Source organism: Celeribacter persicus (assembly GCF_003050785.1).
GTDB lineage: Bacteria > Pseudomonadota > Alphaproteobacteria > Rhodobacterales > Rhodobacteraceae > Celeribacter > Celeribacter persicus.
The window spans coordinates 240,404-257,588 of sequence record NZ_QAOH01000005.1 but is presented as its reverse complement, the minus strand read 5'-3'; the positions used below and the strand labels follow the sequence as shown (position 1 = coordinate 257,588).

Here is a 17,185-nt window from a genome sequence, read left to right as displayed (position 1 = left end):
GCCCTCAATCATCCACCATGCACAATAGCCCAAAGATTTGAGCTGCCCGAATCCGAGGCAGAGATGATAAGGACTGAATATGCCGACACTGAAATGGATAGGGAAGGATGCGGTTGAGCATCACCACGCCGAGGTGCCGTATCGGCTTGTCCATTGCGATGGCGAGTTTTCGCCGGTGATCCAGACGCGGGCAACCTTCTGGTTCAGGGCGACAATCTCGAAGCCCTGAAATCTCTTCAGCCGTATTATGGCGGGCAGGTGAAATGTATCTACATCGACCCGCTCTATAACACCGGCAATGAAGGCTGGGTGTATAACGACAATGTCGCTTCGCCCGAGATCAAGGCTAGGCTAGGCAAGGTGGTCGGCAAGGAAGCCGAGGACCTGTCCCGCCATGACAAGTGGCTTTGTTTAATGTATCCGCGCTTGAGGTTGCTACGAGATTTTTTGCGGGAAGATGGTGCGGTATTTGTATCCATCGACGATGAAGAAGTGAGCTGCTGCCGGTTTCGTGGACGGCAACTTAAGCTTTCATAGCTCGCTCCTCGAAGGTCATAGGGCTTAAATAGCCGATGGTGGAGTGGCGACGCGTTGGATTGTAGAACCTCTCAATGTAATCGAACACATCGGCGGGAGCCTGTCTTCTGGTCCGATAGGTTTTGCGCCTGACTCTTTCAGTTTCAGCGATGAGAAGAAGCTCTTCATCGCCGCGCCAGCGGATTGAATGATCCCCCGTATCATTCAATCCGCTGGCGCGGACCGTCTTGAACTCCCAGACATTTTCAGACCGGCTCATCGAGCAGGTGATGCCGTGATCGGCCAACAGCCTTTGAAACGGCTCGCTGGTGTATTGGCTGCCCTGATCGGAATGGTGCAGCAACTCCTTTGGTCGCCCTCTGCGCCAGATCGCCATGATCAAAGCGTCCGTGACCATCTGGGACGTCATCTGATCTCCCATGGACCCATGTGCCCGGCAGGTGATTTGCGATGCAAATCTGCCGAGAGAGGCCAGAACCCTCGGTGCTTCGCAACAAAGCCAAACATCACAGCTGGTCCTTGGCGAAGTAGGAGCTCGGCATTGTCCTCGGACCAATGGCGGACAAGCCTCGCCCTTTTTTAAAATATCGCGCTCCGTCTTCAACTTGGTTACCTCACGCCGAAGCGCTCTGAGCTCTTCCTGCTCAGGTGTAAGCTTTCCATTGCCAGGGAACGCCGAGGGGCCGTCAGCGTCAACAGCACGCACCCATCGATGAAGCACAGTAGCGTGTATTCTAAGGTCCCTTGAAGCCTACGCCATGCTGAGACCACGCTTCGTTATCAACTCCACCGCTTCCTGTTTGAACTCGCGGCTGAACATCCTTCTTGTCATGTAGATTCTCCAGTTTCATAACACCTTATCTCGGTGTCCATAAAACCGACAGCAGCTCAAGATTTAGCTTTCGTTCGAAAGTCATGAGGCGGCTGGATCTGACGGAACGGCGCGACCGCATTATTGCGCTCCTGGCCGAGAACAAAGAGCTTTCTGCAGCGGAACTTGCGGAATGTTTGTCCGTGTCTGTTCAGACCATCCGGACAGATCTGCGTGATCTGGATGAGGCTTTTCTCGTGCAGCGCCGTAACGGGGCAGCGCGGTTGCGGCAACAAAGCGAGAATATCGGTTATCTGCCACGCGAGAGTCTTTCACGTCAGGAGAAACAGAGGATCGCTCTGGCGGTGAAGAACCTGATCCCGGATGGCGCACGGGTGGCGCTCGGGACCGGTACGACCGTGGAGCAATGCGCGCGGCTTTTGGCCTCTCGCAAAAACCTTTTCGTGGCGACAAACAGCATTCACGCCGTTTGTGCCCTGCAATCGGCGTTGGGCGCTGTGGTCGAGATTGCGGGAGGGGCCGTTCGGATGCGGGATCTGGATATGATCGGGGTCGCCTCGCTCGAATTCTTCTCGAAATATCGGGTAGATTACGCGATTTTCAGTTGTGGCGGAGTATCGTCCTCTGGCGCGGTGATGGACTATAATTCCGATGAAATCGCGGCGCGAAAAGCCATTGCAAGCTGCGCTAGGCGGACCATTCTGGTTGCAGACGCGGGGAAAAACGGTCTGGATCTGGCTTGCCAGCACGGCCATCTGTGGGATTACGACGTGATCGTTACGGGCGCGGAACTGGCGGAGAGCGTTCAGCGGAGCTGTAATCAACAGGACTGCCAGATCATTCAGGTGTAGGCAGTTCAGCATAGATAACCAGATAAAAGATCGTTGAAACAGGCTGTTTTCTCGGTCGGGGCCATCATGCGAATGCGGTCTTGTTACGGAACTGGGAACAGGGCGGAGAGTTTCTCGGGTTCCAGCGTTGCGATGAAACCGGACAGATGTTCGACCTAACCGTCGAGACCGAATTTCAGCCCTTGAGACTCCTCACTGAGGCAGGACGTTTACGTATATGAAATGCTCATTCAGAAAAACGATAATTTTCCCGAAAGATTAAAACAAAGCTGATCCTCGACATTTGCGAAGAGCAATGACATTGCTAGAGGGAGCCATAAGAAACGCCAAAACGATATGAATCAGCCTCAGACCCTGCCGAAAGGCGATAAATCCGACGCATCAAGCAAGAAGACCGCCATCGAGACCGTGCACGAGTTGATCCGTGAACGTGTGATCTCGGGCGAGCTTAGTCCGGGCGCGCGGTTGCATGTGGACAAGCTGCGTCAGGAGTTCGGGGTGTCCACCTCGACTATGCGGGAGGCCATTTCCCGGCTTCTGATCGACAATCTCGTCACCTCGGAACAACAGCGCGGTTTTCGCGTCGCTCCGTTGTCACTCAAGGATTTCCGGGACATCACCGATGCGCGCAAGCTGATCGAGGCGCAGGCCCTGCGTATTTCTCTGGCCAACCGCACCGAAGACTGGGAGGCCGATCTTGTCGCTGCCTTTCACCGCCTGTCCCGGATCGAGGAGCGTCTGATCGGCGAGGGCAAAACCGAGTTCGCCCATGATTGGGACGAGTGGAATGCAAATTTCCACAATTGCCTCGTGAAAAATTGTGACAATACCTGGCTCAAACGGTTCCGCCTGACCCTGCATCAGCATTCCTACCGCTATCATCGACGCTTGATCGGGGATCGTTCGCTGCTCCGCGATGTCCGGGTGGAGCACAAGGCGATCTTCGACACGGCCATCGCGGGAGACATTGAGGCCTGTGTTGCCCGTGTCGAGGCGCATATCGAAGAATCCTACTCCTGCCTCATTGAACAACACGACCTGACATAAAAGGGACCGTGAAGGCCCCTTTTTGATCCGTTTTCCTGAGTTCAGGCGAAAAGCCAGTTTTTCAGGGCCTTCGTGACACGCGGCATGAAAATGTAGGTCATCAGCAACACCTGAATCACTGCAATGGTCAGCGTCTTGATCCAATGCGGCCAGCTTGGTACGAACGGCAGGATGATCAGTTGCAACGGGTAGACCAGCACGAACACCACCACGATCAGCACGATGGACATTTTCCAGCGCGGCGCATGTTTGGCGGCGGGCACTTCGGGCAATTCGAACCAGGCCTCAAGCCCGGTGACGCGTTTGCGCTCACCTTCGCCCTCGACCATATCGCCGAGCTTGCCGACCCAGTCCTTGCGGGTCTGGCTGTCTTCCCAAGCCTGACAATGCGCCCAGGTGTCGAATTTGTAGATCAGCACATAGCGACCGTCGGTCGCCCCCGACGGCTTGAGGATATTCACCCCCATATGGCCAGGGAAATCGGCGGCTGCGGCAACGATACCGTGCAACCAGTCTTCATATTGCACTTCGAAGCCGGGTTTTACACGGCGCGAGATCGAGATGGTGACCGGGCCTTCCTGGCCCGGTTCCACGAGTGTTTCGGTCATGACGACCTCTTTAATCCTTAGTAACGAATTTCTGTTTCCCTGCGACACCCCAGTTTTCTTTGGGCACCTCACGGATACAGACGCGGATGGCCTCGATCGGGGCGCCGATGGCCTCGACCGTGGCATCGGTCAGTTTTTCGATCAGCTTCGCTTTCATCTCCGCTGTGCGGCCTTCCATCAGCGTCACTTCGATAAACGGCATGGCTTATTCTCCGATGTTGAAGCCGATCATCCCGAGCGTTTCGACTTCGAGTAGCACGGATTGACCGGCTGCCATCGGAATGGCCGCCGTGGCGCCGCCCGCAAGCACGATGTCACCGGCTTTGAGCTCTTCTCCGGCCGAAGCCACCATCCGGGCTGCTGCCACCAGAGATCGCACGGGATTGCCGAGGATCGCGGCGGACGAGCCGATCTCCTGTGGGCGACCGTTGATCGAAAGCACCATGCCGAGGTTGGAAAGGTCGATTTCCGGGCTGTGCCAAGTGCCGAGAACGAAGCCTGAAGACGATGAGTTATCCGCAATCACGTCGCCCACATCGAATTTGAATGCCTTGTAGCGGCTGTCGATGATTTCGAGTGCGGGGGCCACTGCTTCTACCGCCGCCATGGCCTCCAGCGCGGAGACATTGCCCGACAGTGGTTTTTTCATCAAGAACGCGATCTCCGGCTCGACGCGCGGGTGGACGTATTTGGCCATGGAGACCACGCCTCCCTCATCTTCGCGCATCGCGTCGGTGAGGCGGCCCCAGATCACATCGGATACACCGACCTGCACCATCTTGGCCCGCGACGTCAGACCCATCTTGATGCCGATCCGCTTTTCGCCACGGGCGTAACGGCGTTGCATGGAGAGCGCCTGCACCGCGTAAGCATCTTCAACGGTCAGCGGGGTCTTGTCGGAGATTTGCGGGATTTCCGTGGCGGTGCGGGCCGCTTCATCCACGTATTCTGCAAGTTCAGCGAGGTTCATCATGCTGCTGCCTCTTTCGCTTTGACCATATCGAGGGCCACATCGACAATCATGTCTTCCTGACCGCCGACCATGCCGCGTTTGCCGAGTTCCACGAGGATCGCGCGGGTGTCGAGGCCGTACATGTCGGCGGCGCGTTCGGCGTGACGCAGGAAGCTGGAGTAGACCCCTGCATAGCCCAAGGTCATGGTTTCGCGGTCGACGCGGACCGGACGCTCTTGCAGTGGACGAACGAGATCTTCGGCGGCGTCCTGCAATTTGAATACGTCACAGCCATGCTCCCAGCCGTAGAGATCGGCGACGGCGGCGAAGGCCTCGATCGGGGTGTTGCCCGCGCCCGCGCCCATGCCCGCGAGAGACGCGTCCACACGGTAGGCTCCACGCTCGACGGCCACGACGGAGTTCGCCACGGACAAAGACAGGTTCTCGTGCATATGCGCGCCGATCTGGGTTTCCGGTTTGAGTACAGCCTTGTAGGCGTCAATGCGCGCGGCGACGTCCTTCATCGTCAGACGCCCGCCGGAGTCCGTGCAATAGACGCAATCCGCGCCGTAGCTTTCCATCATTTTCGCCTGTTCGGCGAGTTTTTCGGGCGTGTTCATATGGGCCATCATCAAAAAGCCCGACACATCCATGCCCATCTCCTTCGCCGCGGCAATGTGCTGCGCGGCCACGTCGGCCTCGGTGCAATGGGTCGCAACGCGCACGGAGACGACACCTGCGTCATGGGCCTTTTTCAGGTCTTCCAAAGTGCCGATCCCCGGCACGAGAAGACAGGTGAGCTTGGCCTTTTTCACCACTTTCGCAGCTTCTGTGATCCATTCTACATCGGTGTGACGGCCAAAGCCGTAGTTGAAGGTCGAGCCCGCGACCCCGTCGCCATGGGTCACTTCGATCGCGTCTACACCGGCTTCGTCCAGCGCCTGCGCAATGGCGCGCACCTGGCCCAGATCGTACTGGTGACGCATGGCATGCATCCCGTCACGAAGCGTCACGTCCTGAATGTACAGCTTGGTCATCTTATGCGGCCTCCCGGACCCAATTGCGTTTGTGAACGAGCGCTTCGGCGGTCTTCATCGCCGCAGACGTCATGATGTCGAGATTGCCCGCATAGGCCGGCAGGTAATGTGCCGCGCCTTCGACTTCGAGGAACACCGACACTTTAAGACCCGTAAAGGTGCCGCCGCTTTCCGGGATGGTCAGCGGGTTGTTGTCGCCGAAATGCTCGAACTGAATCTCCTGCTTGAGACGATAGCCCGGTACGTAGGTTTTCACCTCTTCGACCATGTCGAGGATGGATTTGCGGATCGCGTGCTGATCGGCCTCCTCGCAGAGGCAATAGACGGTATCGCGCATGATCACCGGCGGCTCCGCCGGGTTCAGGATGATGATCGCCTTGCCACGGGTTGCACCGCCGACCGCCTCGATGGCGTGCGCGGTGGTCTCGGTGAATTCGTCGATATTGGCGCGGGTGCCGGGGCCTGCGGATTTCGAGGAGATCGACGCAACGATTTCGCCGTAATGCACCTTGGCCACGCGGCTGATGGCGGCCACCATCGGGATCGTCGCCTGCCCGCCACAGGTCACCATGTTGACGTTCATCTTATCGAGATTTGCGTCGATGTTGACCGAGGGCACGGTGAACGGACCAATGGCGGCGGGGGTCAGGTCGATCACCTGTTTGCCGTCTTTTTGCAGCACCTCGTTGTGACGCTTATGCGCGCCTGCCGAGGTGGCGTCGAACACGATGCGGATGTCTTTATACTCGGGCAGTTTCACCAACCCGTCGATCCCCTCATGCGTCGTCGCCACCTTGAGACGTGCTGCACGCGCGAGACCATCGGAATTCGGGTCGATTCCCACCATCGCCGCCATCTCAAGCACTTTCGAGTTGCGCATGATCTTGATCATGAGATCGGTACCGATATTGCCCGAGCCGATGATGGCGCATTTGATCTTTTCCATTGTCTTATTCCTTTGCGAAAGCAGCGCGAACGGAGCCCAGACCGTTGATCCGGGCCTCGAAGACATCGCTGGGCGCGGCGGCGACAAAGGGGCCAAGCGCCCCGGAGAGAATGACGTCGCCCGGTCCGAGCGGACGACCGGCCTTGGCCATGGTCCGTGCAAGCCACAGGGAGGCGTTGAGCGGGGATCCCATGCAGGCTGCGCCCGCGCCGACGGAGACCGGCTCGTTGTTGCGGGTCATCACCATGCCGCAGAGGCGCGGATCGAAATCGCCCGGACGTTTGGGCGTCTGGCCAAGCACGTAGAGACCGGAAGAGGCATTGTCGGCGATGGTGTCGGTGATGCGGATGTCCCAGTCCTTGACCCGTGATCCGACGATTTCGAGCGCCGGAACCACGTAGCCGATGGAGGCCATCAGATCGACCATGGTGATATGCCCGCCGGTCAGGGGGGCTGCGACGATATAGGCAATCTCCGCCTCGACCTTCGGCTGTTGCACAGCCGACATCGGGATTTCTTCGCCGTCCATGTATTCCATATCGGCAAAGAGCATGCCGTAATCCGGCTGGTCCACACCAAGCTGTTTTTGCACGGCGACCGAGGTCAGGCCGATTTTGCGACCGGAGAGCACGCGCTCCTCACCGCCCAACCAGCGCTTGGTGTTGATCTCCTGAACGGCATAGGCCGCGTCCACGTCGCCCTCGTCGAGAAGCCCCCGGATCGGTTCGGCGGGCACGCCCTCTTCCCAGGCCTTCCAGAGCTGATCTGCGGCCTTCTGGATATTGGTTTCACTTGTCATTTATCTGTCCTTCAGAGTTTCACGCAGACGTTGGTCAGCTCGGAATAGAATTCGAGCCCGTGGACGCCGCCTTCACGACCGATGCCGGAATGTTTCGCGCCGCCGAATGCTGTGCGCAGATCGCGGAGGAACCACGAGTTGACCCAGGCGAGCCCCACGTCGATCTGACGTGCGACGCGGTGCGCCTTGGTGAGGTTCTCGGTCCAGATCGCGGTCGCCAGTCCGTATTCCGTATCATTGGCCAGTTTGATTGCCTCTTCCTCGGTATCAAAGGGGGCAATGTGACAGACCGGACCGAAAATCTCTTCCTTGATGCAACGCGCATTTTCCGAGAGGCCGGTGAAGATGGTCGGCTGAACCCAGGCACCGCCTTTGTACTCGTCCGGCATATCCGGCTCGCCACCCCCGGTGACGACCGTTGCACCCTCTTCGACGGCGAGTTTGTAGTAAGACATCACCTTTTCTTTGTGTTCTTGCGAGATCAGCGGCCCCATAGAGGTTTCTGGGTCTTCGGAGGGGCCAAGTTTCATCATCTCCACACCTTGTTTCAGGCGGGATACGAACTCATCAAAGATCGGACGTTCGACATAGACCCGCTCGGTGCCGAGGCAGACCTGACCGCAGTTCGCAAAGGCTGAGCGCAGCGTGCCTTCGATCGCCTTGTCCATATCCGCATCCGCAAACACGATCCCGGCGTTCTTGCCGCCGCATTCCATCGACACCTGACGCAGGCCTTTGGCCGCGGATTGCATGATGATCTCGCCGGTGCGAGTCTCGCCCGTAAAGGTGATCGCATCCACTTGTGGGTGGGCGGTCAGGTAGGCGCCGGCGCTGTCCGGGCCAAAGCCGTGCACCACGTTGAACACACCTTTCGGAATGCCCACAGTGTTCATCACCTCGCCCAGAAGCGTGGTGGTCAGAGGTGTCTCCTCGGAAGGTTTCACGACAACCGTGTTGCCGGAGGCGAGCGCCGGACCGACCTTCCACGTCATCAAAAGGAGCGGCAGGTTCCACGGAGAAATCACCGCGATCACGCCCTTGGGCTTGCGCACCCCGTAGTTCAGCGCGCCGAACCCGTCGGGCGTATCGAGCATGAAGCTTTCGGTCGGCACGTTTTTCACGAGATCTGCAAAAATCTTGAAATTCGCAGCGCCGCGCGGAATGTCGACATGAGAGGCCAGACCTTTGGGTTTGCCGGTGTCGAGAATTTCGGCTTCGAGGAAATCGTCGAAACGGCGATTGATCTCGTCGGCGACGGCGTGGAGCAATTCGGCCCGTTCGGCCATCGGCATATAACCCCATGGGCCGTGGAGCGCCGCGCGTGCGGCTTTCACCGCAGCGTCCACCTCGGGCTTGAGACCCTCATGCACGATGCCGATTTTCTTGCCCGTCACCGGCGAGATATTGTCGAAGGTCTTGCCCGACGTGCCGGGGGTAAACTCCCCGTTGATAAAATGCATCGCTTCCTGCGTGAAGGTCATAAGCCCGTCTCTCATCTCTCTCTCATCCTCAGTCTTGCCAAAGGCCGATGGCGGCCAGTCCGGCTTTTGCGCATATGTCATCCTGTTCGGCTGAGGCACCGGACACCCCGATGCCGCCGATCAGCTCGTTTTCTACGCGGATCGGCACCCCGCCCGGAAATGCCGCGACATTCGGCTGACCGGTGATCCCCGCAAGCACGTCCGGTTCCCCGGACAGCGCCTTGTAGAGATCGCCGGTCGGGATGCCGAAGCCCGCAGCGGTATAGGCTTTGTCCCGGGCAATCTGGCCCGAGGGCAGAAAGGCCCCGTCCCCCCGCAGAAAGGCGATCTCTCGCCCGCCTGCGTCCACGACACTGGCGTTGACTGCCACGCCAAGCTCCTCCGCGCGGGTTATGGCGATCCGAACGGCCTCGAACGCGGCCATGGCGGTCAGTTTACGGGTGGGACGGGTCACTTCCATCTCAGGTCACCACGGACAGGAAGGCGTCGTTCAACTGACGCTCGTAATAGAAGATCCCGCGGCCCACATGGTTGCCGTCCCAGATGCGGGTCGGGTGATCCTTGTAAGCGGTGTAGCCACCACAGAAGACTTCGTTACGGTTGCCCGACGGGTCGAAGAAATAAATCGTCTGACCGCGGGTGATGCCGTGACGGGTCGGGCCGAGGTCGCGCGAAATGTCGTAGCGGGTCATCACGTCGGCGGCGTGACCGATGTCGTTCCAGTCTTCGAGGAAGAAGGCGACGTGGTGCAGCTTGCCCGGCTCGGGATGGTTCACGAAAGCGATGTCGTGGGCCTTGTTGGAGACGGTCATCCAGATCGCCAGCGTGCCGTCCGGCAGGTCGACACGTTCCGGGATGTGGAAATCGAGCACTTCGGTGAAGAACTTTTCGACTTCCGGCAGGTTCGGCCCGTAGAGCAGGCAATGGTCGAGGCGCTGAGCACGCATGCCGCGCGGCTCGTCCTTGTAAATGTAGGGATTGTGGGTTTCGGGTGCTGTCTCGGAGAGCTCCATATCGGCATAAATCTCGATCCGGTGCCCCGAGGGGATGGTAAAGCCGATGCGTTTGCCGGTGCCCGGCATCTCGCCTGCGGCCACATCCTCGACTGCGACACCGTAATCTTCGATGCGTTTGCGGAACCCGTCCACGGCTTCTTGGCCATCGGCCTTGAAGGCGAAGAAGTCGATGCCAGCGCTGTCCGCTTCGCGCAGGACGACGGAATGACGATGAAATTCGTCAAAGGCTTTCAGATAAACGCGACCGTCCTCTTCGGTCGACACGTAATCGAGACCGATGCGGTCGCGATAATGGGTGATGGCTTCGTCCATATCCAGCACGCGGAGCTGGATGATACCTGGACGCAGAAGTCCTTCTTGAGACATAGGTTTTCCTCCTCTGACACCTATAGACTTGATGCTTACTCGTTTTTCTCTGTTGGGCGGCGTGGCCCGAGAAAGGCGGGTTCAATTTCGAGATCGCTCAGCGGCGTGATGCGGCAGGCCAGCGCGTAACCTTCGGCGGCCTCCTCGGGCGTCACGTGGCTATGGCTCGATTTCTCGGCCGTGTACGCTCCCTTGGTGACCTTCACGCGGCAAGCGCCACAGCCGCCTTTGCGGCATCCGACCCGCACCGGACGCGGGTTGGGAAAATGGATTTTCTGTTCCATGGCCATGAGCACTTTTTGACCCTCGGCACATGCGATGGTGGTCTCGCATCCTTTGATGCGGATGCTGTGCATGACCGAAAACGGGCTTCCGTCTGGCATTGATTCTCTCCTCCTCGCTGCGTCCTCCACACGCCTCGTGACCCAGATCATGGCGAGAATTAATCGTTACTGTCAAATAAAAACGATATTTTTTACTCGATTGACAACGAGACTCCGGATATCACCACATTACTCAGGCCCGATTTGATCTTGGGAGAGCATCAGAGGCGTGGCCTGAAAGAGGAGGAAAACCATGCATTTTTCTTTTGAATACAATATGGAGAGGGGTGATCGCTCTATTCGCTCCTTGATGCGGTGTCGGTTCTGGAAACAGCCGGTCGGCCAAATTGACGCAGCCCTTTCGCAAAGCTGGGGAGACGGCATATGACACTGAATTCGACCCGAACACTGATTCCAGGGAAGCCGGCATCCGCGCTACGGTTCACTACGTTTCGCCACGGTATTTGCGACATTGCCGAGGATGCTCCGGCGGGCGGCACGCTCGTGGCCTTTCACCGCGGATCGCACTGCAAATGGTCCCGGTTGCAGCTCAAGGAACTCGACGACCGTATCGGCGATTTCGCCATTCGTGGCTTGCGGGTTTTTGCCGTTGGATGTGAGACGCAGGCCGAAACCGCAGCACTTCAGGAGCGAATGCAGCTTATTCGCCTGCCGCTCGGTTATGGTCTCGACCCCGAAACACTTGCGCGCGATTGGGGGCTTTATCTCACCCGCAACAGCTCGGAGGAAGGAGCGGCGTCGTTGCATATCGAACCGGCGCAGGTCTGGATCAAGGCCGATGGCACCATTGGGCTGGCCAGCGTGCAAAGCGGGCCGAACCTCTGGCCCGATGCAACCAATCTGGTGCGGGCGATTGATAATACGATGAAATTCCCGGAACGCGGGCAGGGGTGATTACACGGCAAGGCGCAAAGGCACCCTGTTTCGTCTCGCACCTCATGCGTTCTTAACGTGAGAGGGTGACGCTGATCTGCCCGGCGAGCCGATCCACGGCCTGCCCCGAGGCCGCAGCGATCCCGGCGGGCGTGTCGGTGCTCAGCGGCACGGCGATGGCAAAGGGCACGATCCGCTCCCGCACCACCTGATCGAAGGAGGAAACAGCGAATTGCCCCGACAAATGCAGCTTGCCATCGGTGCGGCTGGCCATTTGCGACACGCGCACATCGACCTCCGCCTGTGCCGGACGGGCCAAGGGCCAGGGTTCGGCGGCGACCTGCGCGGTTGTGGTGGCGCTGAGACGGTCGGCCAGATGCTGAGTCATCGCGCGGGCGGGGGTGTCGGCCCAGAGCGCACCCTTGATGGGGGTTAGCGCCCCGTCCGCTTCTTCTCGCAGGATCAGATCGTCATTGGCATAGGCGGGCAGGCTCACCTGACGGATCTCCAGCGTCGCCACCCGAAGCGCGGTACGTGTGATCTCCGCCGTGGGTGTGCTCGCCATCAGATAGCGCGGGTCGGTGTCGCCACAGGCGGCGAGGCTCAGAAGCAGAAGGGGCAGAAAACGTCTCATGACTTACCGTCCAAACAAGAGGGAATTGGGATTGCGTTCCAGTGCGCGCGCAAGGCTTGAAAGTGCCTCCGCGGCCGAACGCAACTCGCGCAGCGTATCGAGCGTGTCGCGGTTGAAGCGGGAATTCTGACCGTAACCCGCCAGAACCCCCTCGGCCTCGCTGACCAGCCCGTCGATCCGTTCGGCGATCTGCGGCAGATCGGCGACGGCGGCTTCGACCGCTTCGGCGGCGCTGCGGGCGGAGGCGAGCGTGGCGTTGGTGTTCTCTACCGCGCCGCCTTCGCGCAGTTCCGCAAGCGCCGTGCGCGCCTCGTCCAGAGCGCCAGTCAGGCTTTCGGGCAGTTTGCGTGTGCTCTCCTGATCAATGAGCTTGTCGGCCCCGTCCAGAAGCTGTGTTGCCATGGTGAGGAATTGTTCGAGTTCCAGAGAATTGGCTTTTTCCGTCAACTGGTTCAGCCCGTCGATCAGATCCGGCACGCCAGCAATTTTTTCGTCGAAAGCGCCCGCTACATCGGTCACGGAGGTGGCGGCTTCGGAGGCATCTTCGAGGGCAGTAACCAGTTTCGTGACCGCCTCGGCGGTTCGTAAATCCTCGGCCACGCCGCGCAACTCCGCAACCGCTTGACGCAGTTCGCCGGGCAGGGCCTGTGCATCCGGGCCGCCGATCATGGCGCGGGCATCGTCCATCAGCCCGACAAAGGCGTCGGGCGCGGCGCGCAGGTTTTCGTCGCCCGCAAGGCTCTCGATTGAGGCGAGCGTCGCGATGGCCTGTTCCATCAGTTCCTCGACCGGCAGATCGTTCACCCGTTTCATAAGACCTTCGGCGGTCGCGCCGGGGTCGGGCAGGTTGGAGGTAACGGAGGGCAAAAGCGGCGCGGTGGCCGCGAAAATGCCGAGCGCGGCGGGCTCTGCGTCGGGCAATTCTGCAAGTTCCACCGCCAGCGAGCGGCTAAAAATACTTTGCGAGATCAGGCGGGCACGCAATCCGTTCGTGACGGCGTCGGCAAAGAAAGCGATGGTTTGCGCGGCTGGCGTGTCGGGGTCCAGGCCGAGGCGGCTCGGGTCGATGGAGATCGTGGCGCGCAGCACGACGATTTGGCCGTCTTCTCCCTCCTCGATGAAGGCTCCGAGGGTGGAGACAGCGCCGATTTTCACGCCCTTATAGACCACGGGCGAGCCGACGGTCAGCCCGGCGACGGATTGTTCGAACTCCACCGTCAGATCGACGGGGTTCTCGATGGCTTCCTTGAAGACGCTGGAGCGCGCCTCTTCCTCGCTCTCGTAAAGGTCAAAAACCAGCCCCTCTGTGACGGGTTGTCCACCGGAAAACACCGTATCGAAAGAAATCCCGCCACGCAGAAGCCCGGCTACGGAGCCGATGGACAAATCCAGCCCGCCCGGCCCGATGTTCACCGAGAATCCCGAGGTCTGCCAGAACCGGGTGGCGGTGGTCAGTCGTTTGTCATGCGGGGCGGTGATGAAGGCATCGACAACCACCCCTGTGCCACTGTCGAGCAGGCGGGGAGCTTCGATCTTGCCGACTTCGATGCCCTGATAATAGATCGGGGCGCCTGCGGTAAGTTGACCGCCATCGGCGGTGCGCAGGGTGACTTTGGTCCCTTTCATGCCCGGCAGAACCAGAGGCGGCGTGTCGAGCCCGGTGAACCGTGTGGCACCGGTTTCGATTTCGCTCGGATCGAAAGCAGCCTGAATATAGACGCCCGACAGGACGGTGGAGAGGCCGGTAATGCCGCTGGCGGTGACCTCGGGGCGCACGACCCAGAATTCGGCATCCGAAGGCAGCGCCTTGGCAACCGCCCGCTCGATCCGGGCACGTACCAGCACCGAGGTGAGATCGTCCGAGAAGGACACGCTTTCCACCACCCCGACGTTGACATCGCGGTAGCGGATCATGGTCTCATCTGCCGTGACGCCTGCGGCATTCTCGAACAGGATCTCGATCAACTGCCCGCGTTCGGCCCAGCTTTGCCAGGCGATGAACAGTGTGACGGCCAGCGCGGCCAAGGGCACGAGCCAGACAAAGGAAAGATTACGCCAAAAGGACTGTTTCGGCCCTTCGATCAGAGGCTCTGCGATCTGTGGCTCATCCAATGGAGCGCTCCTTTTCCTTCTTTCCGGCTTCTTGTTCTCCGGCGTCCCAGATCAGCCGTGAATCGAAACTCAAAGCAGCGAGCATGGTGAAGGCCACTGACAGTGCAAAGCTCACCGCCGCGATCCCGGGCGTAATGGTGGCCGCGAAATCGAGCCGCACCAGAGACGACAGGATCGCCACCACGAATACGTCGATCATGGACCAGCGGCCAATGAATTCAACCACCTCGAAGAGGATATGTCGCCTGTGTGCCGAAAGTCGCACGCGATGCGAGACGCTGAGAGCGAGATAGGCGATGGCGATGAACTTGGCGACCGGAATGATGATGGAGGCGACAAAAACGATTAGCGCGACCCCGTAATCGCCATGGTGCATAAGCTCGATCACCCCGCCGAGGATGGTGCTCTCAAGCGTCTTGCCCAGAGAGGCGGTGCGCAGCATAGGGTAGAGATTGGCCGGGATGTAAACGATCAGCCCGGCGATCCACCAAGCCCAGACACGCTGCAGCGAGGCCACGCTGCGCGGCGTCAGATGCGTCCCGCACCGGGTGCAGACCTGCGTACCCGAAGGGTGCACCCGCCCACAATGGGTGCAGCCAATCAGCCCCGCTGCGCGCGCGGTCACGATCTGCGTCGGGCGTCCAGCGTTTTCCAAACTGTCACTCTGCTCATGAAATTGTCTTTCAATACCGTCACGATCACCAGCGCGACGAAGGCCCAGAACGCCGGGCCAATGGAAATATGCGCAAGTCCTGCGACCTTTACCAACGCGACCGCGACGCCTACGACAAAGACCTCCGCCATGGCCCAAGGCCTGAGCGCTTCGGCGAGGCGAAACACCGGGGCCGCAAAGCGTGCGGGGTGCCAACCGAAGGCCATCGGGCCCAACACGTATAAAAGCGCCATGAAGCGCGTCACCGGTAAAACCACGATCAGCGCCGCCATGGCGAGCGTCAAAGGCGCGGTCAGTCCGGTGGAAAAGGCCATCACCGTATCCAGAAGCGAACTGCGCCGTACCATACCGGCGGCCCCGAGTTCGAGAAAAGGGAAAAAGATCGCGGCGATCATCAGGATCAGGGCCGCGAGCGCCAGCATGATGATCCGCGTCATCGCCAGTGCGCGGGGCGCTTCGATTACCTCATGACACCGTGGACAGCGCAAGGTTTCGCCAAGCGCCACGTCCCGGTCATGCAGCAGCGCGTCGCAGGACGGGCAGGCGATCAGATCGTCGGGCAGGGAAGGCACGGGCACAACACTCATGCGGCCAGTGTATCGGTCTGCGCCGGGATCGGGAAGGTGTCTCGGCGTTGTGCGTCGAGAGAACGGAAACGCGCGCCCGAACATCCGGACGCGCGTGCTTTTGTGCGTGGTTTGTTATGGTTTATGGTGACCGTCAGGCGGGCATCTTGTCCAGAGCGTCGATGAAGAACGGACGGAAGCCCTCCGGGTGTTCGCTCATCGGGAAATGGCCAAGCTCTTCCATCACGGTGCAGGTCGCGCCGGGGATCGCATCCGCCGTGCGCTGGGCATCCTCGGGCGTACAGGTCAGATCGTAAGAGCCGACCAGAATATGCACCGGGGTTTTTGCCGTGTCGATCTGCGGCAGGCGGGGGATCAGGCTTTCGTCCTTGGTGTAGAAGGACAGATCGCCCCGGAACACGCCGGGTCCCGATTGCATGAACATCCAGAGCGTGTTCCAGCGTTCGGCATTCGGCGCATAGGGCGAGATATTCGCCGACACGAGCGCCGCGCCCATCTCGCCGCCATGGGCGTCGGGACGGTGGAACCAGTCGATGTCGTACCAGGCCGGTTGGAAATCGGAGGCTTCGATGGCGATGAAGCCCGAGAACCTGTCGGCATGAAGTGCGGCAAGTTGAAGCGATATCCGCCCGCCCATGGAACAGCCTGCCAGCACCGGTTTCTCAAGGCCGAGCGCCTCGACGAGGGCCAGAACCGTCTCGATATAGGCCTCGGTCGTCAGCAGGTATTCTTCGGTTTCGAATCCTTCGGGCGGCAGGGATTTGCCGTGCCAGGGCATGTCGAAGGCGATCAGACGGTTGGTCGCGGTCACCTCGGCATCGTTCATCAGGTGACGCCACTGACGGGTGTCCGCACCGGCCGTATGCAGGCAAAGCACGGGGCGGCCCTGACCGGCCTCTTCGAAATAGATGCGATGGGTGCGACCGCTCAGGGTGACAGTCACATAGCGGCCAACGATGGGATCAATCAGAGCGCTCATGCCGACACCTCCAGACCGCGCCCCATATCTCTGCCAAGGGCGAGGAATTCTTTGAAAAACCGCAAGTTTTTAACGAGGACGAGGATATCGCCATCGACCCGGGCACGACCGATCTTCACCAGACCGAACACGTCGTGAAAGCCCGCTTCGGGGATCGGCTGCCAGAAAGCTTTGAGCGCGTCGGCATCGGTGCGCAGCGCGAAACGCCACGGGGTCTTGCGGCTCGGTCCGGGGGTCACATCGGCCAGATGGCCTTTCTCGAAGGTGAGGTAATATTCGTCCTCGCCCAGTTGAATCAGAACCGTTTCGGAAAACAGCCGTCCCAATCTGAGAAGATGGGGGCGCGCTTCCAGGGCGGCTCCCATTGCGGTCCATTTGTCCAGCATTCCTGCATCATCCCGTGTCATTATCGTTCAGGGGGAACATGCTTTTGCGGCGGGCATTCAGCAATGTCGAAAGGGGTATCTCCCGATACCTGCGCGGCGCGGTCGCGCAGGCGGAATGGGTGTCG

At 59.8% G+C, this 17,185-nt stretch carries 21 protein-coding genes and 1 pseudogene; 5 read left to right on the top strand and 17 right to left on the bottom strand.

All coding sequences use genetic code 11. From position 1 onward, the window contains the following. Positions 1-79 precede the first annotated feature (79 nt). Together C8N42_RS21895 and C8N42_RS21890 are read left to right on the top strand one after the other, a co-directional pair. Positions 80-229 (top strand): hypothetical protein, encoded by a 150-nt coding sequence (locus C8N42_RS21895; RefSeq protein WP_245890009.1) that lies wholly within the window; start codon positions 80-82, stop codon positions 227-229. Positions 230-258: 29 nt separating this feature from the next. Further along, positions 259-537 carry a DNA methyltransferase gene (locus C8N42_RS21890; RefSeq protein WP_245890008.1) on the top strand — a complete coding sequence of 93 codons (279 nt, stop codon included), beginning with the start codon at positions 259-261 and terminating at the stop codon, positions 535-537. Here the strand turns inward: C8N42_RS21890 and C8N42_RS09090 are convergent. Next, positions 524-1,369: pseudogene (locus C8N42_RS09090) on the bottom strand (DDE-type integrase/transposase/recombinase). The gene C8N42_RS21890 and the pseudogene C8N42_RS09090 overlap by 14 nt on opposite strands. A gap of 83 nt (positions 1,370-1,452) precedes the next feature. On the opposite strand from C8N42_RS09090, the gene C8N42_RS09085 reads away from it, so the two are divergent. After that, positions 1,453-2,220, top strand: a complete 768-nt coding sequence (locus C8N42_RS09085) for a DeoR/GlpR family DNA-binding transcription regulator (RefSeq protein WP_107816241.1) — start codon at positions 1,453-1,455, stop codon at positions 2,218-2,220. A 336-nt stretch (positions 2,221-2,556) separates the two neighbouring features. Further along, positions 2,557-3,267 carry a GntR family transcriptional regulator gene (locus C8N42_RS09080; RefSeq protein WP_107816240.1) on the top strand — a complete coding sequence of 237 codons (711 nt, stop codon included), beginning with the start codon at positions 2,557-2,559 and terminating at the stop codon, positions 3,265-3,267. 41 nt (positions 3,268-3,308) lie between these two features. Here the strand turns inward: C8N42_RS09080 and C8N42_RS09075 are convergent, their stop codons facing one another. The 10 genes from C8N42_RS09075 to C8N42_RS09030 are packed head-to-tail and all read right to left on the bottom strand — an operon-like array spanning position 3,309 to position 10,855. Next, on the bottom strand, positions 3,309-3,875 hold the full coding sequence (locus C8N42_RS09075) for an antibiotic biosynthesis monooxygenase (protein ID WP_107816239.1): 567 nt from the start codon (positions 3,873-3,875) through the stop codon (positions 3,309-3,311). Positions 3,876-3,885: 10 nt separating this feature from the next. Then, positions 3,886-4,077, bottom strand: coding sequence for a 2-hydroxymuconate tautomerase (locus C8N42_RS09070; protein WP_107816238.1), 192 nt, complete (start codon positions 4,075-4,077; stop codon positions 3,886-3,888). A gap of 3 nt (positions 4,078-4,080) precedes the next feature. Beyond that, positions 4,081-4,848, bottom strand: a complete 768-nt coding sequence (locus C8N42_RS09065) for a 2-keto-4-pentenoate hydratase (RefSeq protein WP_107816237.1) — start codon at positions 4,846-4,848, stop codon at positions 4,081-4,083. Continuing rightward, positions 4,845-5,864 (bottom strand): 4-hydroxy-2-oxovalerate aldolase, encoded by a 1,020-nt coding sequence (gene dmpG, locus C8N42_RS09060; RefSeq protein ID WP_107816236.1) that lies wholly within the window; start codon positions 5,862-5,864, stop codon positions 4,845-4,847. The genes C8N42_RS09065 and dmpG overlap by 4 nt, the downstream gene beginning before the upstream one ends. A 1-nt stretch (position 5,865) precedes the next feature. After that, complete coding sequence (locus C8N42_RS09055; RefSeq protein ID WP_107816235.1) at positions 5,866-6,810, bottom strand: acetaldehyde dehydrogenase (acetylating); 945 nt, start codon at positions 6,808-6,810, stop codon at positions 5,866-5,868. 4 nt (positions 6,811-6,814) lie between these two features. Then, positions 6,815-7,609: a 2-keto-4-pentenoate hydratase gene (locus C8N42_RS09050; protein ID WP_107816234.1), complete on the bottom strand. Its 795-nt coding sequence runs from the start codon at positions 7,607-7,609 to the stop codon at positions 6,815-6,817. Positions 7,610-7,620: 11 nt separating this feature from the next. Then, positions 7,621-9,105 (bottom strand): 2-hydroxymuconic semialdehyde dehydrogenase, encoded by a 1,485-nt coding sequence (locus C8N42_RS09045; protein WP_245890007.1) that lies wholly within the window; start codon positions 9,103-9,105, stop codon positions 7,621-7,623. A 13-nt stretch (positions 9,106-9,118) separates the two neighbouring features. Next, complete coding sequence (locus C8N42_RS09040) at positions 9,119-9,550, bottom strand: GlcG/HbpS family heme-binding protein (protein ID WP_107816232.1); 432 nt, start codon at positions 9,548-9,550, stop codon at positions 9,119-9,121. Position 9,551: 1 nt separating this feature from the next. Continuing rightward, positions 9,552-10,472 (bottom strand): catechol 2,3-dioxygenase, encoded by a 921-nt coding sequence (locus C8N42_RS09035; RefSeq protein ID WP_107816231.1) that lies wholly within the window; start codon positions 10,470-10,472, stop codon positions 9,552-9,554. Between the two features lie 35 nt (positions 10,473-10,507). Further along, the gene (locus C8N42_RS09030; RefSeq protein ID WP_211309167.1) at positions 10,508-10,855 is read right to left on the bottom strand and encodes a 2Fe-2S iron-sulfur cluster binding domain-containing protein; all 348 of its coding nucleotides are present in this window, start codon (positions 10,853-10,855) and stop codon (positions 10,508-10,510) included. A gap of 324 nt (positions 10,856-11,179) precedes the next feature. Between C8N42_RS09030 and C8N42_RS09025 the strand changes: the two genes are divergently transcribed. Then, entirely contained in the window at positions 11,180-11,710 is a 531-nt protein-coding gene (locus C8N42_RS09025) for a redoxin domain-containing protein (protein WP_107816230.1), read from the top strand. A gap of 52 nt (positions 11,711-11,762) precedes the next feature. On the opposite strand, the gene C8N42_RS09020 is transcribed toward C8N42_RS09025, so the two are convergent. The 6 genes from C8N42_RS09020 to C8N42_RS08995 all read right to left on the bottom strand — a co-directional run bounded on the left by C8N42_RS09020 (position 11,763) and on the right by C8N42_RS08995 (position 17,060). Beyond that, positions 11,763-12,323 carry a PqiC family protein gene (locus C8N42_RS09020; protein WP_107816229.1) on the bottom strand — a complete coding sequence of 187 codons (561 nt, stop codon included), beginning with the start codon at positions 12,321-12,323 and terminating at the stop codon, positions 11,763-11,765. Between the two features lie 3 nt (positions 12,324-12,326). Next, positions 12,327-14,435, bottom strand: a complete 2,109-nt coding sequence (locus C8N42_RS09015) for an MlaD family protein (protein WP_107816228.1) — start codon at positions 14,433-14,435, stop codon at positions 12,327-12,329. Beyond that, positions 14,428-15,090: a paraquat-inducible protein A gene (locus tag C8N42_RS09010; protein WP_107816227.1), complete on the bottom strand. Its 663-nt coding sequence runs from the start codon at positions 15,088-15,090 to the stop codon at positions 14,428-14,430. Before C8N42_RS09010 ends, C8N42_RS09015 begins: the two co-directional genes overlap by 8 nt. After that, positions 15,057-15,695 carry a paraquat-inducible protein A gene (locus tag C8N42_RS09005; RefSeq protein WP_107816226.1) on the bottom strand — a complete coding sequence of 213 codons (639 nt, stop codon included), beginning with the start codon at positions 15,693-15,695 and terminating at the stop codon, positions 15,057-15,059. Before C8N42_RS09005 ends, C8N42_RS09010 begins: the two co-directional genes overlap by 34 nt. A 133-nt stretch (positions 15,696-15,828) precedes the next feature. After that, complete coding sequence (locus C8N42_RS09000) at positions 15,829-16,674, bottom strand: alpha/beta fold hydrolase (RefSeq protein WP_107816225.1); 846 nt, start codon at positions 16,672-16,674, stop codon at positions 15,829-15,831. Continuing rightward, positions 16,671-17,060, bottom strand: a complete 390-nt coding sequence (locus C8N42_RS08995; RefSeq protein ID WP_107816224.1) for a hypothetical protein — start codon at positions 17,058-17,060, stop codon at positions 16,671-16,673. Before C8N42_RS08995 ends, C8N42_RS09000 begins: the two co-directional genes overlap by 4 nt. Positions 17,061-17,185: the final 125 nt, after the last annotated feature.